This is a genomic window from Dyadobacter sp. CY261 (assembly GCF_021440085.1).
Classification (GTDB): Bacteria; Bacteroidota; Bacteroidia; order Cytophagales; family Spirosomataceae; genus Dyadobacter.
The window spans coordinates 134,246-148,308 of the sequence record NZ_JAKCPW010000003.1 but is presented as its reverse complement, the minus strand read 5'-3'; the positions used below and the strand labels follow the sequence as shown (position 1 = coordinate 148,308).

Genomic DNA, 14,063 nt, shown 5'->3' with positions numbered 1-14,063 from the left:
GGCGTCGACAAGGTATGAATGTACAAAGTTTTCGTGGATAAAATTAATTCTAATACCCTAATTTTTGGGGGGTAGAATCTTACTGAAAATATGTGGGTTTATTTTGATCCATTTATAGATACATTTGCAAACAAGTACTCTCTGTCTGTGTAAAATAGTACAACTAACTTTACAAATCGACGTTGCCAGACGTAGATCAATCATCAGCATCTAAACCAAATTTAAAATGAAACAAAGGCGATCAGGAATTACGCATCTCATTTGACCGGCCCTCCGGTCTTCGTTCGACGACACCTTCAAAAAAGACTGTTTGGCAGGAGGCTACGTATATAGCGTAGCGAAACTGCTAATTGACACCAGACTAGGCTTTGACCCTGTACAAATCCGCTTGCGGGTGCGAATGGGGTGGAGGTAACTATTTGATATACTTTTTATTGTACTCTTTTATTCACGTAACGGTTTATTTCTATTCTAAATTTCTATCACTATGAAAAGTTCTATCGGCCAATTAATCAGAAAACTTAGCGCAATGAAAGTTGCCGCTGTGTTAGCTGCTACACTCTTTTTATCGCAGGTTTCTTTTGGACAGGAACACGCGACAACAGCCAGCGGTGAGACTTCTAATAACCTTGCCAACGCCTCAGTGACCAAGCTTGACAGCGTTAAGGGTGCACCAGACGGGAAATACGGGTATCTTGAAGCGTCAGGGGTTAAAATTGCCGTCGTTACCTATTCAAGCTGGGCGAGCATGACATTGAATTTACCGACGGCTGTCTCTGCTGGTAAAAAAGCCTATGTGAAAATCAAGCCACCTGTTCCTTCCGCGGGTATATCTGTGGATTTGGGGAATTTGCTGAAATTGTTGAAGCTTCTTGAAAATAATGCCATTACGGTAACTACGAATCAGGGGACTGCACAATCAGAGCTTGTAAGGGATAAAGACAATAATCTCTATATCGCTGTAACTTCTGATCAAAGTTATCAATCAGTAACGGTCAGGATAACATTCGCAAATTTTACCGGCCTTCTTGGCGTAGCGCTTGGTTCTGTTGAATTGGCTGTTGATGGTATTTCTACTTATGAAAATGTGACCTTCACGCCGTGTGCGGCTTCGGCATTTGCATTTACCGGCATAGACCCGGATGCCGAAGGAGTCAGTTTGGCACTGACCGATGTCTTGCAGAACCCCCAGCGGGCGATTGACGGCATTTTTAGTTCAGGAAATTTTTCGTTACTACAAAACGGAACACTTGGTGTTGTATCGCAGGTGTCTCAAACCATCTACCTGGGTAAAACTGCACCGCTCGGAAATGATGTTGTTGCGATAATTTCCAGACCACCTGCGTTGGCCAATGTTGACTTGCTGGCGAATGTCTCGATTCAAGCATACCTTGGCGATGACGAGGTTGGTTCTCCGCAAACACTGAGAAGTCTTTTGTTAATGGTTGATTTGCTGGGAGCATTCGGCAGCGATAATCTGACACCAATAAGGTTTACACCAACCGGCGCCTTCGACAGAATTGTAATCACTTCAAGAACCGTCGTCGGCGCGAATGTATTTACGGGCGTCCGTATCCATGAAATCGGTACACGTCCACCTGTATTGTTCACAGGAGGTACTGTCAACCCAGGACGTGTAGGAGACGCTGTCAACGCGAACTTGTTTGAGGCTCAAACAGGCGGAGTCGGAAGTTTCAGCATTCAATGCGGTGCTCCAACCGACTACACTTACAGGTTGTTTCAGGTATCCGCACCTGGCGGCCGTACTTTGGCGGGTACGCTGCCCGGCACTATTACGCTGAACCCCAACGGTACGTTCTCGGGAACACCCACAACGGGTCAGAACGGAACATACACCTTCGAAGTGCGGGCAACCAACCAGTTTGGCCAAAGCGCTGTTGCTTCCTTCACCATTGCAATCGAAAGTGCGCTGCCGGTAACGCTCGTAAGCTTTAATGCTTCCTCCGAAGGGGAAACGGCTGCGCTAGCGTGGGCCACTTCCGAAGAAACGAACAGCGACCGCTTCGATATCGAACGTAGCCAGAACGGCAGAAACTGGATTAAAATCGGTTCTTTAGCCTCTCATAAAGAAAGCAACACCACGCAGTACTACTCATTTGTGGATGCTTCGCCGCTGAATGGAGAAAACCTATACCGCCTGAAAATGGTGGATCTGGACGAAACATTCGCTTACAGCCGTATCGAAAGCCTTAACTTTAAAGGGAAAGCGCTCATTTACCCCAACCCTGTCAGCGGTTCGGAAACGCTGACGCTTCATGTAGGCGATTGGAGCAAGGTGAAACAAGTAAAGGTGGTAAGCGCTGCGGGAAAGGTCGTATTCGAAGCTTCGAATGCATTGCTGTCGGAAATAAGCGCGCGTAACCTTGCCGCAGGCGCATATGTGATCCAGGTAACGCATACCGACGGGACTGTGCGTTCGCAGAGATTTGTAAGATTGTAGCCCTGTACACACGATACACGATCAGACCGCTGGCCCAAAAGGTCAGCGGTTCGTTTTTATTAAGGTGGTTGCTTAAAAAGGCACTTCAACACTTTTTTTGAATGGTTAAGCGGTATAGAGTATGTTGAGCGGTATATTTGAGTTTTAAAGCATCCCCCGATTTACCAACGTTAGTTTGTTATGCCAAGCAGAAAAGGTAAAAGAAGCAAGTTCAAGAAAGTTCTTATCCCGGTATTGAAATGGGCCAGCGCAATCATTCCGGTTTGCGCTTTCATTTACATTCTTTACTACTACAAGCAATTCGATTTCGTAAAAGCACGTGAGGAGGTCAAATCCGACACAAAAGTGCTGAGCGAAGCCGACTCTGCGGGGTACGTCGCCGGGCAATCGCCGGACGATATTGTCAGGAAAATCCATGTCTCGAAAAATGAGTGGCATTCGGTTGGCGGGATTGCGATCCACAATCTGGTGATAGAGAATACGTCCGCTGTTACCACAAAGACCGCCGAGATCGAATTTAAGTACTTGAACGACATGCAGGCGGTGGTAACTTCCAAGATCATCACTATTAAAACACCACTTCCCGCAGGTAAATCCACACAAATTTCCGGGCTAAGTGCCGGATATGTGAACAATTCTGTGGTAGGATGCGATGTGAAGGTTCTCAGCGCGAGGATGTAACTCAGGTGGACCGGAGGTTCTGGTATGATTATTTAATCTAATCATTGAAACCTGACTAACACCGGAAACCATGGCACAGCTACTTCAGAATATCTGCAACCTCGCACCGTTTGTCGTGATGATTATTCTTCTCACCGCGGCGGTAGGTGGGTTCTGGCTTGCAATCGACTTGAAAAAGCGGAGTTCTGATGCCCGCTATCCACTGAGCGATCGTTTGTTTCTCAAACGTAATGCCAACAGGCTTAGAAAAATGCAGTTACATTGAGATTACACTATACTATAAAAAAACATCCCAGTTACAAGGTAACCGGGATGTTTGATTTTACTCAACGTTATTGAAATCCCTTTGAGGGGTTTTCGATACAAACTTAATGATTTCTTTATTCAAAACATTGTTTTTTATTTAGGAAATAATATTTTTTGTAGCCGTTGGCTAATAAGTACTTACTATTCGGCAAACGGTAACAAATTACAGTTGGGTATCAATCGAAATAGATCGCACTTCGTTGATGAATTTTTCTAGATCCACGGTGGAATATTGCAGCTTTTCACTCTTCTCAAAGTCAGAAAATATAGAAAGCATACGGTTATATTTGATTAGTGCATTGTTACTATGTGACTTTAATTCTCGCCCTTTATATTCAGGATGTTCATCCATCCGGTCGACCAGATAGGACATCATATAATAATGCATGCCACTGTCCTCGTCGAACCCTTCAAATTCCAATAATGCCAGGTCGAGCAACTCTTTGTCAGGGTTCGGCAGCAGGCGTATTGAATCGTTGATACGGCCATACATTTTCATGATATTGGAAATTTCCTCGTAAACGCTAATCGGGACCTCTTCATAAAGATTATTGAAAACCTTGGGATAGAGGCCTGTGTAACCTTTTTCGAGTATTTCGATACGTTTTTCATACATATCTTTTTCTTTCTCATCACCAATGTTGAAAAGTATTTTACATTGATTGATCAACAATTGCCGTTCGATGAGGGAAATGCTTTCAGGGATCATATGGAGTTTGTTCGTCTTTTTGGCAATTTAATGGTATTAAATACATTTTGTTCTGGGGCTACTTGCAATGTTCGGGAAAGTTTGCTCCTTTACAGCTGCATTGGTTTGACGGCTAAGGCCCGTGAACCGCGTCGCACTCAACTTATGGAACATTTACACATCGACTCAACTGATTCCTGCAATATGGAAGGCGATCCTGAAGGTGAATCCCTGTCCGAGTACGTAAAGCGGAAGGAAACCGACGAGAATCTTGAAAAGCTTGCCAGGAAGCTCGGAAATGAATTGAAAAATCAACCTGCCACTACAGAGCCGGATTTTTCGTTTGAAAAATTCGAGAAGAAGCTACGGGACGCCGGCGATCAATAGCCGTACCAGTCGCCCCACCAGTTTTGCAGTTTTTTTCGGATTTCTTCTTCCCTTGCATTGCGTCCCGGGTCGAAGAATTTGGTGCCTTTGAGTTCATTGGGCAAGAAGTCCTGTCTAGCGAAATTTCCTTCGAAATCATGGGAGTATTTATAGTCTTTCCCATAGCCGATTTGTTTCATCAACTTCGTAGGCGCGTTGCGCAAATGCAGCGGTACCGGTAGGTGCGCCGTACGCGTAGCCGCCTCAATAGCATCGCCGATGGCCATGTAGCTTGCATTGCTCTTGGGCGAGGTGGCCAGGTAGACGGCGGTTTGCGATAATATAATGCGGCATTCGGGATAACCGACGACATTCACCGCCTGCATACACGCATTGGCCATGATCATTGCCGTGGGGTTGGCATTACCAATGTCCTCCGAAGCCATGATCAGCATTCGCCGCGCAATGAACGACGGGTCTTCGCCAGCCACGATCATTCGGGCCATCCAATACACAGCCCCGTTCGGGTCGCTACCGCGGAGTGATTTAATGAATGCTGAAATAATATCATAATGCTGCTCGCCCGACTTATCGTACCGCGCGATGTTCTGCTGTGCCACTTCGGTTACCCACTCGTCGGTGATCTCGATTTTTTTGGCTTCACCTTTACCCAACACGACGAGTTCGAGAAGGTTGAGCAGTTTCCTGCCATCTCCACCTGAAAGCCGCATCAATGCATCGTAGGATTTAATTTTAATGTTCTTTTCTTTCAGCCACTGATCTTTCTCCAACGCCCGCACAACGAGGTCTTTCAGTTCTTTCTCACCGAATGCTTCGAGAATATACACCTGGCAACGCGAAAGCAATGCGGAATTAATCTCGAACGAAGGGTTTTCGGTAGTTGCCCCGATGAGCGTTACCTGCCCTTTTTCCACTGCGCCGAGCAATGCGTCCTGCTGGCTTTTGTTGTAGCGGTGAATCTCATCGATGAAAAGGATCGCCGGGAAAAGTCCCGACGGGCGCGTAAGTACTTCCCGTAAATCCTTGACGCCGGAGCTGATCGCACTCAGGTTATGGAACTGTCGCTTGGTAGTTTCCGCGATGAGCAATGCTAGGGTGGTTTTACCTACGCCCGGTGGTCCCCAGAAGATCATCGAAGGGATCGCATTCTGTAAAATGGCGCGTCTTAGCGGGCCTTTTGGGCCGAGTAATTTTTCCTGCCCCACAAAATCGTCGAGTGTCCGGGGCCGGAGACGTTCGGCGAGGGGTGTGGTGATCATGGTCATGGGTGAAGTGTCGGAAATTAGTTTGTCAATGTAAGATTATTCTAACACAAAAAAAGCGTGGCATAGTTCGCCACGCTTTTAAAGGTATCGTTTAAACGTTTAAACAGACTGCTATCAAAAAGTCAGCCTGTCGAGTGTCATTTGCTTTTTCAGGTTGCCTAACGCACCAAAAACCAGATTGTATACCGATTGTATGTTTATTTTCATCAAATCCGCGATCTCATGGTTGTTAAGGTTCATGTAGAATTTGAGAAAGATTGCCTCACGCTGGCGGCGCGGCAGACCATTGATGGCCACATTCAGGTGCTGGTTGGTGGATTCGAACTCTTCTTCCGAAATCAGGTGATTTTCGTGAGAAGGTGTGTTGATATGCCAGTATTCAACCGGGATATCTTCGTTGCTCGTGTGCTTTTGCTGTGCATTCAAATGGCGGACCAATTTGCGTTTGATAGAAGCCATCAGGTAAAAGCGTACCGAAGTGGTGTCACCGAGCGTCATGCGGTTTCTCCATAATTCTACAAACAAATCGTGGATACAATCCTTGATAAGAGGCTTGTCGATCGTGAATTGCGAACAGTACTGGTAAAGAATGTGAACGTAAGAGCGGTAGAGGCATGCGTAGGCATTTTCATCGCCTTTTCTGAACTGATCCCAAAAACAGAGTTCTTCTTCTTGCTTGTAGCGTAGGTGAGCCATTGTTTGGAAAGGATTTGGAATTGGGGTTAGGAATGGATTATAATAATGTCATTATTACACTTGTAAATATATTTATAAAAAAACATAATTTAAAAATATTTTCATCATAAAATTATATTTCAAAGGTTAATGATACTATTCTTCGAAAATGGGTACCTTTTATAAACTAAGAGTGGTAAACTTGAAGTTTTCTCCGTCAAAAAGCCCTTTATCACTCAGTTTCAGGGATGGTATCACCAGTAACGCCATGAACGACAGCGACATAAAGGGTGATTTAAGTGTCGATTCAAGCTCATTTTTTACAAATCTATCAAGCCGTATGTAGCTTTTGGCTACTTGATAGCCGTCTTCGTCGGTCATTAGTCCGGCGATCGGCAGTCTGATCAGATGTTCAGCATCAGGTCCCACAGCCGATAGGCCGCCCTTTGCGTCGATCACCAGGTTCACGGCCCGGGCGATGCTTTCGTCATCGCATCCAATACATATTATGTTATGTGAATCATGCGCAACAGACGAGGCCAATGCACCCTTCTTTAAACCAAAGCTGCGGATGAATGCCACCGCTGGTGGCGCAGCTGAATACCGGTTGACGACCACAATTTTCAACACGTCCTTCTCCAAATCGGGAACCACTGTGCCGTTGACAACTTTTGCGTTTGTTATCCATTCATTTGTAACCAATTGACCTTCCAAAGCTTCGATCACCCTGATTTGTTTGTCAGGATTTTTTGCGGGAAAAATGAAATCATCCGACAACCTGGGCGCGCATTCGAAATGATTTAAATGCTCGCTACGTAAATCGGGGATCAGCGACCGGCCTTGCTTGGCTATCAAAGCGCCGTCAATCCAGGTTTCGAGGATATTAAATGCACTGGTATTGTCGATGATGATCAAATCGGCGGGGTCTCCTTCCCGGAGCAGCCCCACGTTCAGACTATAATGTAACACCGGATTGATGCACGCGGCTTGTAGGATATTCCAGAGATTATAACCCAGTGCAAGCGCGCGTTTGACGAGTACATTAATATGTCCCTCGACGAGATTGTCAGGGTGCTTGTCGTCGGAACAGAACATGATCTGGTCCGGAAACTCGTCGATCAGTGGGATTAGTGCATCAAAATTCCTGGCAGCGCTGCCCTCGCGAATCAGGATTTTGACACCATAACCGATTTTTTCCCGTGCTTCATCGTAAGTAAAACATTCATGATCGGTGCTGATGCCGTGACTCGCATATTGCTTTGCAGCCGCTCCACGCAGGCCGGGCGCATGGCCATCTATTACCTTATTATAATGTTTCGCCCAGTTGATCTTCGCCATCATGTCCGGGTCATTATTCAAAACCCCTGGAAAATTCATGACCTCCGCCAGATAACCAATATCGTCGCTGGCAAGCAGTTCTCCGATCTGCACAGCATCGATCTCGGCGCCGGCCGTCTCAAAAATCGTTGCGGGTACGCACGAGGGGGCGCCGAAGCAGAATTTGAAAGGCACTCGTTTGCCGTCGGCGATCATGAAATGCACGCCTTCTACGCCGAGCACGTTGGCGATCTCGTGAGGGTCGGATACCGTCGCGATCGTCCCATGTGTTACGGCCAGCCGTGCAAACTGTGCAGGCGTAAGCATGGAGCTTTCCACATGAACGTGAGCGTCTGCGAAACCGGGTAATACATATGGTAGAGCGGGGTTCTCCGGTCCGAGGATTTCAATTTGTCCGATATGCCTGCCATCGATAAGGATTTCGGCTTCTTGAATGCTTTTTTCGAAGATATTAATCAGGTTAGCTTTCATAAGGCTGTGTTCAATGCAGGCAAATGACCGGAAATAGGGATTTTTCGGAATTCCTTCTGGTACTGCATCGGGCTTTTGCCGGTGTGGAGTTTGAAGTATTTATTAAAGTTGGCAAAATTGTTGAAACCGCTTTCAAAGCAAACTTGCGCCACCGGAGTGCGGCTTTCGGAAAGCAGCTTGCAGGCATGTCCGATCCTGAGCTCAAGCAAAAACTGCGAGTAGGTTTTACGGCTTCGGCTTTTGAAATACCGGCAAAAGGAATGCGGACTGATGTTAGCGACTTCGGCAATTTCCTCGATGGAGATCTTTTTCTGAAAGTTGCCGATCGAGTATTGGTAAATGTGGTTGATGCGATCGGTGTCGTACTGGTCGTATTCGTTTTGGTATTGCGTGTTGGAGAGGACATTGACATCTTCGCAATGGGCCAGGGTTTCGAGAATTTGTAGCAGCGAGATGATCGGGTTGCCGTTGGTTTGGTTGAGCAGATCGTGTAGGAGCGTTTTTACTTTGTCGGTGCCTTCGCCGAGTATCTTCAAACCAAGCCGGGCTTTCACCAGCAAATCGTGGATCGACTTGTTTTCGGGCAGTGCCAGGAAGTTTTTACCTAAAATGTCTTCCGAGAAATGGACGACAGTAGCCTGTGCATAAAGCTTACTCTCGCGCTGGAAGTACTTTTCGTCACATCGCCAGTAATGCGGGAGGTTGGGTCCGATGAGCAGCAGGTCACCGCTCTGGAAATTGCGGATATTATCGCCTACAAACTGTGTCCCGGAGCCCTGTTCTATGTGAATGAGCTCTAATTCAGGATGGTAATGCCAGCGGTTGTAAAAATAGAGTACTACATCGCGGCGGATGCTGAACGATTTTTGTAAACCTTTTGGGACTTTCAGTAGCTGCGGTTTCACAAATAATTACATGTTTAAAACCGTTAGAGAGAAATATATGCCAATATAGTTGAAAAATTTGCTAATGTGTGAGTTCATTGTATTCAAATAATTCTGTTGTTTTGCTGATATATTCTATTTGGCATTGTTGAAAACCAAAGGAATATCGCGCAATACCATTCACCTGAAAATAAATATGGCGTCCCAATTTTTGAAAGTTCATCCTTCGGACAATGTCATCGTGGCATTGCGCGACCAGCCCGCAGGCGCGGAGGCAGCGTATGAGGGGAATCTCTACAATCTTCAATACGGCGTTTCTGCCAAGCACAAGTTCGTTACGGAGGACATCGATACCGGCGGCGCCATTATCATGTACGGTGTGCTCGTAGGCCGGGCTACGCAGCCGATCAAAAAAGGCGAGCCGATCACGACATTCAATCTGAAACACGATGCGCACGATTACAGCACTGCCAATCGGAAGCCATATTCCTATACACAGCCGGACGTAAGTCAGTGGCAAAATCGTACCTTCAAAGGTTATCATCGCGCAGACGGTCGTGTTGGGACTTATAATTACTGGCTCGTGGTGCCCCTCGTTTTTTGCGAGAACCGCAACGTGCTGATCATGAAAGACGCATTCGAGCGCGAGCTCGGTTATGCGCAAACCGATATTTACCGCGACCAGGTACGCGAGTTCCTGCATTTGTACCAACAGGGCGATATGCGTACGATCAAGCATCTGGAAACTTTTGTAGATGCACCGGTACAGGCGAAAAAGAAACCGGAACGCCCATTCCGGAATGTGGATGGCGTGAAGTTCCTGACACATGAAGGCGGATGCGGCGGTACCCGTTTGGATGCCAATACATTATGCTCATTGTTTGCTGCTTATGCGGTTCATCCGAATGTGGCTGGTATTACGGTGTTGAGCCTTGGGTGTCAGAACTCGGAGCTTAAAACGCTGGAAGACGAAATTCGCAAACGTGATCCGCATTTCAACAAACCTTTCTTTGCATTCGAACACCAGAAAGGGACGGAGTATTCACTCATGTCCGGTGCGATCAAGGAGACATTTATGGGTTTGACGAAAATCAATGAGTTCGAGCGTTCCGATGCGCCACTGTCCAAGCTGTCTGTCGGGTTAAAATGTGGCGGTTCGGATGGATTCTCTGGTATTTCCGCGAATCCGGTGCTGGGACATTTGTCGGATCTGATGGTAGGATTGGGCGGTCAAACACTCCTCGCCGAATTCCCAGAACTGAATGGGGTAGAGCAGGAGTTGCTTAATCGCTGCGTAACAGAAGAGAAGGCCGCGAAATTTGAAAAACTAATGCGCGATTACGCAGGCAAAGCCGAAGCCGTCGGTTCCGCATTTGCATTTAACCCTTCGCCGGGTAATATCAAGGACGGCTTGATCACCGATGCAATTAAATCTGCCGGAGCTGCCAAGAAAGGTGGCAATGCTTACGTGTCCGATGTTTTGAATTACACCGAACGTGCCACGGAGTCCGGTTTGCATCTCGTATGTACTCCCGGTAACGACGTGGAAGCGACTACTGGCCAAACTGCCGCGGGTGCCAATATTATCCTTTTCACCACTGGCCTGGGAACGCCGACAGGTAACCCGATCTGCCCGGTAGCAAAAGTTGCGACCAACTCTGCGCTCGCACAGCGCATGCCCGACGTTATCGATTTCGACTGCGGCCCCGTTGTAGACGGTACACAAACCATCGAACAAAATGCAGAGGCATTGCTGGATTATGTTATTAAAGTAGCCAGCGGTGAATTGACGAAGGCGCAGCAGTTAGGCCAGGATGATTTTATCCCATGGAAAAGGGGTGTTTCTCTATAATGGATTAATTGGCTATCCGTCGGTTAAAACCGACGGGACTAGATTGGGTTTGTAAAATCTAAAATCCATTGCCCGGGGTTTTAACCCCGGGATCCAGAGCAAAAGAAGAGCTATTTGGAATAGATAAAATTTTGAAGGCCTGAATTTGAGCTATTATAAAGAAAAGCTATTATTAAAGGAGCACAATATGTTTGATTTAGCAGGAAAAACAGCACTGGTAACCGGTGGAGCGAGCGGGATCGGATTGGCGATCTCTAAAACCTTCGCAAAACAGGGGGCTTATGTGCACATTCTCGAACTCAATATTGATCTGGCCAACCAGGTGGTGAGCGAAATCACTGCGGAAGGTGGACAAGCTGAGGCACACGCACTTGACATCTCTAAACAGGCAGATGTCGTCAATGTCGTCAATGCTATTGCGACGAATCACAAGATCAATATCCTCGTCAATAACGCCGGCATTGCGCATATTGGAAAGGCGGACACGACGGCGGAGATCGATTTTGACAGGGTGATTAACATCAATGTAAAAGGCGTTTACAATTGTCTGGCAGCCACTATTCCGCATTTGAAAGCCAATGGCGGAGGGGTGATACTGAACATGGCATCCATCGCGGCAACAGTAGGAATCCCCGACAGGTTTGCTTATTCTACTGCAAAAGGCGCGGTTTATTCGATGACACTGTCTGTGGCCCGCGATTATCTGGCCGAAGGCATCCGTTGCAACAGCATTTCGCCGGCACGTGTGCACACACCTTTTGTGGATGGTTTTATTTCAAAAAACTACCCGGGCAAGGAGGAGGAAATGTTTGAAAAATTGTCGAAAACCCAGCCAATCGGCCGCATGGCCAAGCCAGAGGAAATAGGTGCACTAGCATTGTACTTGTGTTCGGACGAGGCAGGTTTCATTACCGGCTGCGATTATCTGATCGACGGTGGATTTGAGAAGTTGAACAATTAATACAACCCTATAACCATTGGCCGATGGCGGCTAGCCGGAAGCTGAATTATACTATGAAACTTTTTCGATTTGGTGCATTTGAAAATGAGAAACCCGGCGTAGAATTGGCCGACGGCTCAAAACTGGATGTTTCGGCATTTGGTGAAGATTATAACGAGAAATTCTTTGCAACCGACGGCATAGCCCGTTTGCAAAGCTGGCTGGAAACCAACGCAGCTTCCGCGCCGAAAGTGGAGGAAGGATTTCGTTACGGTTCCTGCGTAGCACGTCCTTCCAAGATCGTATGCATCGGGATGAACTATGCCAAGCATGCATACGAATCGGGAGCAACCGAGCTGCCAAAGGAGCCGATCGTTTTCTTCAAATCAACTTCCGCATTGTGTGGTCCTTTTGATCAGGTAGTAATTCCAAGAAATTCGGAGAAAACCGACTGGGAAGTGGAGCTGGCCGTGATCATCGGTAAAAAAGCAAGCTACGTTGACGAGGCGAATGCATTAGACTACGTAGCAGGTTACGCCGTTCACAACGACTACTCAGAACGCGCGTTCCAAATGGAGCGCGGCGGGCAGTGGGTGAAGGGTAAGAGTAACGACACCTTTGCTCCGCTGGGACCCTACTTCGTAACGTCTGACGAAGTAGGCAACGCCAACAATCTTGATCTTTGGCTGATCCTGAATGGTAATAAAATCCAGGACAGCAATACATCGGACATGATTTTCCAAATTCCTTTCCTGGTAAGTTACCTGAGCCAGTTTATGACACTGCTTCCGGGCGATGTGATTACAACGGGCACACCAGCCGGAGTCGGATTGGGAATGAAGCCACAGGTTTACCTCAAAGCGGGCGACGTGGTTGAATTAGGTATTGAAAAACTTGGTACGCAAAAGCAGGAAGCGATTGCCTGGAAAGCGGTTTAATATATGACAATAGACAGCCATCAGCATTTCTGGATTTTTGACGAGGAACGCGATTCATGGATCACGCCCGATATGCAGGTTATCCGGCGGAATTTTTTACCGGAAGATCTGTGGCCTGTCCTGAAAGCCAATAAGGTCGATGGATGTGTGGCAGTACAAGCTTCGCAGACGGATTCTGAAACAGAATTCCTGCTGCATCTCGCAGAGGCCAATGATTTTGTAAAAGGTGTGGTAGGGTGGGTCGATCTGCGGGCTGATAATCTATACGACCAGCTTGAAAGATATTCTCAATTCGAGAAATTGAAAGGGTTCCGTCACGTGGCGCAGGGACAGCCGGAAGGTTTTTTGTTGCAACCCGATTTTATCAAAGGAGTAGGGCAGCTTGTCGCATTTGACTTTACCTACGATATTCTCATTTACCAGAATCAGTTGCAAGAGGCATTCAACTTCGCGGTGAAGCTGCCGAATGTGCATTTCGTTTTGGACCACATTGCAAAGCCATTGATCAAAGCGCAGGAAATACAGCCATGGGCTGATGATATCCGCCGGCTGGCCGAATTGCCTAACGTGCATTGCAAAGTCTCCGGTATGGTTACTGAAGCCAACTGGATGCATTGGGAAAAATCGGATTTCAGGCCTTACCTCGACGTAGTTTTCGAAGCATTCGGCACGGAAAGGATCATGTACGGTTCCGACTGGCCTGTGTGTCTGGTTGCAGGCGAGTATGAAGGCGCGAAAGGAATTTTAACCGACTATCTCAGCATGTTCTCCGATGACGAGGTAAGGGACGTAATGGGAAATAACGCGAGGAGATTTTATAACCTCGACTTTTAATTACTGGTATGAAAAGATATTGTCTTGCGGTGGACCTGGTTGACGATCCACAGATGATTGCGGAATACGAGGGTTATCACAAAAAGATCCAGCCCGAAATTCACAAGAGCATTACCGATGCCGGCATTACGGTGATGGACATTTACCGTGTCGGCAACCGCCTGTTTATGATCATGGAAACGGAAGATGATTTTAGTTTTGAAATAAAATCCCAGATGGATGCCTCCAATCCCAAAGTGCAGGAATGGGAGCAGCTCATGTGGAAGTATCAACAAGCATTGCCCACCGCGAAACCCGGTGAGAAGTGGGTATTGATGGAACAGATATTTGCCCTCTAAGAATA

General features: G+C 47.0%; 14 protein-coding genes. 9 read left to right on the top strand and 5 right to left on the bottom strand.

The genetic code is table 11. The features are described from left to right. Positions 1–487: 487 nt before the first annotated feature. From LZD49_RS10545 to LZD49_RS10535, 3 genes are all read left to right on the top strand, one after another. A complete protein-coding gene (locus LZD49_RS10545; protein ID WP_234667318.1) occupies positions 488–2,461 on the top strand; it encodes a putative Ig domain-containing protein in 1,974 nt (657 codons plus the stop codon). Between the two features lie 180 nt (positions 2,462–2,641). After that, positions 2,642–3,142 (top strand): hypothetical protein, encoded by a 501-nt coding sequence (locus LZD49_RS10540; protein ID WP_234667317.1) that lies wholly within the window; start codon positions 2,642–2,644, stop codon positions 3,140–3,142. Positions 3,143–3,212: 70 nt separating this feature from the next. Further along, a complete protein-coding gene (locus LZD49_RS10535; protein WP_234667316.1) occupies positions 3,213–3,407 on the top strand; it encodes a hypothetical protein in 195 nt (64 codons plus the stop codon). 204 nt (positions 3,408–3,611) lie between these two features. Here LZD49_RS10535 and LZD49_RS10530 read toward each other — a convergent pair whose 3' ends face one another. Continuing rightward, positions 3,612–4,157 carry a YfbU family protein gene (locus tag LZD49_RS10530; RefSeq protein ID WP_234667315.1) on the bottom strand — a complete coding sequence of 182 codons (546 nt, stop codon included), beginning with the start codon at positions 4,155–4,157 and terminating at the stop codon, positions 3,612–3,614. 144 nt (positions 4,158–4,301) lie between these two features. Between LZD49_RS10530 and LZD49_RS10525 the strand changes: the two genes are divergently transcribed. Continuing rightward, positions 4,302–4,523, top strand: coding sequence for a hypothetical protein (locus LZD49_RS10525; protein ID WP_234667314.1), 222 nt, complete (start codon positions 4,302–4,304; stop codon positions 4,521–4,523). On the opposite strand, the gene LZD49_RS10520 is transcribed toward LZD49_RS10525, so the two are convergent. The 4 genes from LZD49_RS10520 to LZD49_RS10505 all read right to left on the bottom strand — a co-directional run bounded on the left by LZD49_RS10520 (position 4,517) and on the right by LZD49_RS10505 (position 9,177). Beyond that, positions 4,517–5,788, bottom strand: a complete 1,272-nt coding sequence (locus LZD49_RS10520) for a replication-associated recombination protein A (RefSeq protein WP_234667313.1) — start codon at positions 5,786–5,788, stop codon at positions 4,517–4,519. The genes LZD49_RS10525 and LZD49_RS10520 overlap by 7 nt on opposite strands. 114 nt (positions 5,789–5,902) lie before the next feature. Further along, entirely contained in the window at positions 5,903–6,484 is a 582-nt protein-coding gene (locus LZD49_RS10515) for an RNA polymerase sigma factor (RefSeq protein ID WP_015815162.1), read from the bottom strand. Positions 6,485–6,643: 159 nt separating this feature from the next. Further along, positions 6,644–8,272, bottom strand: a complete 1,629-nt coding sequence (gene ade, locus LZD49_RS10510) for an adenine deaminase (RefSeq protein WP_234667312.1) — start codon at positions 8,270–8,272, stop codon at positions 6,644–6,646. Further along, positions 8,269–9,177 (bottom strand): AraC family transcriptional regulator, encoded by a 909-nt coding sequence (locus LZD49_RS10505; protein ID WP_234667311.1) that lies wholly within the window; start codon positions 9,175–9,177, stop codon positions 8,269–8,271. Before LZD49_RS10505 ends, ade begins: the two co-directional genes overlap by 4 nt. Before the next feature lie 175 nt (positions 9,178–9,352). On the opposite strand from LZD49_RS10505, the gene LZD49_RS10500 reads away from it, so the two are divergent. The 5 genes from LZD49_RS10500 (at position 9,353) to LZD49_RS10480 (ending at position 14,058) form a co-directional block, all read left to right on the top strand. Further along, complete coding sequence (locus LZD49_RS10500; RefSeq protein ID WP_234667310.1) at positions 9,353–11,008, top strand: UxaA family hydrolase; 1,656 nt, start codon at positions 9,353–9,355, stop codon at positions 11,006–11,008. 187 nt (positions 11,009–11,195) lie between these two features. Further along, positions 11,196–11,969 carry an SDR family NAD(P)-dependent oxidoreductase gene (locus LZD49_RS10495; RefSeq protein ID WP_234667309.1) on the top strand — a complete coding sequence of 258 codons (774 nt, stop codon included), beginning with the start codon at positions 11,196–11,198 and terminating at the stop codon, positions 11,967–11,969. A 53-nt stretch (positions 11,970–12,022) separates the two neighbouring features. Beyond that, positions 12,023–12,886, top strand: a complete 864-nt coding sequence (locus tag LZD49_RS10490) for a fumarylacetoacetate hydrolase family protein (RefSeq protein WP_234667308.1) — start codon at positions 12,023–12,025, stop codon at positions 12,884–12,886. 3 nt (positions 12,887–12,889) lie between these two features. After that, positions 12,890–13,720, top strand: a complete 831-nt coding sequence (locus tag LZD49_RS10485; RefSeq protein ID WP_234667307.1) for an amidohydrolase — start codon at positions 12,890–12,892, stop codon at positions 13,718–13,720. A gap of 8 nt (positions 13,721–13,728) precedes the next feature. Then, positions 13,729–14,058 carry an L-rhamnose mutarotase gene (locus tag LZD49_RS10480; RefSeq protein ID WP_234667306.1) on the top strand — a complete coding sequence of 110 codons (330 nt, stop codon included), beginning with the start codon at positions 13,729–13,731 and terminating at the stop codon, positions 14,056–14,058. The last annotated feature ends 5 nt before the right edge of the window (positions 14,059–14,063 follow it).

Coding starts and splice junctions, on each gene's coding strand:
- LZD49_RS10495 (WP_234667309.1), top strand. CDS start 11,196: ATGTTTGATTTAGCAGGAAAAACAGCACTGGTAACCGGTGGAGCGAGC.
- LZD49_RS10530 (WP_234667315.1), bottom strand. CDS start 4,157: ATGATCCCTGAAAGCATTTCCCTCATCGAACGGCAATTGTTGATCAAT.
- LZD49_RS10485 (WP_234667307.1), top strand. CDS start 12,890: ATGACAATAGACAGCCATCAGCATTTCTGGATTTTTGACGAGGAACGC.
- LZD49_RS10545 (WP_234667318.1), top strand. CDS start 488: ATGAAAAGTTCTATCGGCCAATTAATCAGAAAACTTAGCGCAATGAAA.
- LZD49_RS10490 (WP_234667308.1), top strand. CDS start 12,023: ATGAAACTTTTTCGATTTGGTGCATTTGAAAATGAGAAACCCGGCGTA.
- LZD49_RS10480 (WP_234667306.1), top strand. CDS start 13,729: ATGAAAAGATATTGTCTTGCGGTGGACCTGGTTGACGATCCACAGATG.
- LZD49_RS10540 (WP_234667317.1), top strand. CDS start 2,642: ATGCCAAGCAGAAAAGGTAAAAGAAGCAAGTTCAAGAAAGTTCTTATC.
- LZD49_RS10500 (WP_234667310.1), top strand. CDS start 9,353: ATGGCGTCCCAATTTTTGAAAGTTCATCCTTCGGACAATGTCATCGTG.
- LZD49_RS10535 (WP_234667316.1), top strand. CDS start 3,213: ATGGCACAGCTACTTCAGAATATCTGCAACCTCGCACCGTTTGTCGTG.
- ade (WP_234667312.1), bottom strand. CDS start 8,272: ATGAAAGCTAACCTGATTAATATCTTCGAAAAAAGCATTCAAGAAGCC.
- LZD49_RS10525 (WP_234667314.1), top strand. CDS start 4,302: ATGGAACATTTACACATCGACTCAACTGATTCCTGCAATATGGAAGGC.
- LZD49_RS10515 (WP_015815162.1), bottom strand. CDS start 6,484: ATGGCTCACCTACGCTACAAGCAAGAAGAAGAACTCTGTTTTTGGGAT.
- LZD49_RS10520 (WP_234667313.1), bottom strand. CDS start 5,788: ATGACCATGATCACCACACCCCTCGCCGAACGTCTCCGGCCCCGGACA.